The following is a 534-nucleotide window of genomic DNA, read 5'->3' on the forward strand; positions in this document are numbered from 1 at the left end:
GTCGGGGGTGTCACGACGTTGCCGGTGGTCGGGTCGCGCAGCACTTCGCCGTCCTCGGTCAACGCGAACGCCTCATCGGTCGAGACCACGTACTGACGCTGATGCTCCTCATCATCACCACCCTGACCACGACCGGCACCACCACCCATCGCACCCATCGGCATACCACCACCACGAGCCCCACCAGCACCACCACCGGCCGCCGCGGCACCACCAGCACCACCCGAACCCGTCGGACCGAAACCACCACCAGCACCGGTCATCTTCCCCGCACCAGCACCACCAGCCGCACCACCAGCGCCAGCGCCACCGGCCCCAGCGCCAGGGCCACCCGCGGCACCACCACCGGCGCCCGAGGAATAACCACCCCCGCCAAGACCACCACTACCGGCACCGGGCACGGAGAACCGACCACCACCAACACCCGACCCACCGCCGGACCCGCCACCGGAACCGCCGGACCCGCCCGGGCCGAACCCCGGCCGCGGCGCCCCCACCGGACCAAACCCCGGCCCATTCACACCCGGCCCATTC

At 71.7% G+C, this 534-nt stretch carries 1 protein-coding gene; it reads right to left on the reverse strand.

Annotation, left to right across the window (positions count from 1 at the left end; genetic code table 11):
- Positions 1-259 precede the first annotated feature (259 nt).
- The gene (locus IF64_RS27405; protein WP_157575549.1) at positions 260-424 is read right to left on the reverse strand and encodes a hypothetical protein; all 165 of its coding nucleotides are present in this window, start codon (positions 422-424) and stop codon (positions 260-262) included.
- Positions 425-534 lie beyond the last annotated feature (110 nt).

The organism is Prauserella rugosa (assembly GCF_000719975.1).
GTDB classification, from domain to species: Bacteria; Actinomycetota; Actinomycetes; order Mycobacteriales; family Pseudonocardiaceae; genus Prauserella; species Prauserella rugosa.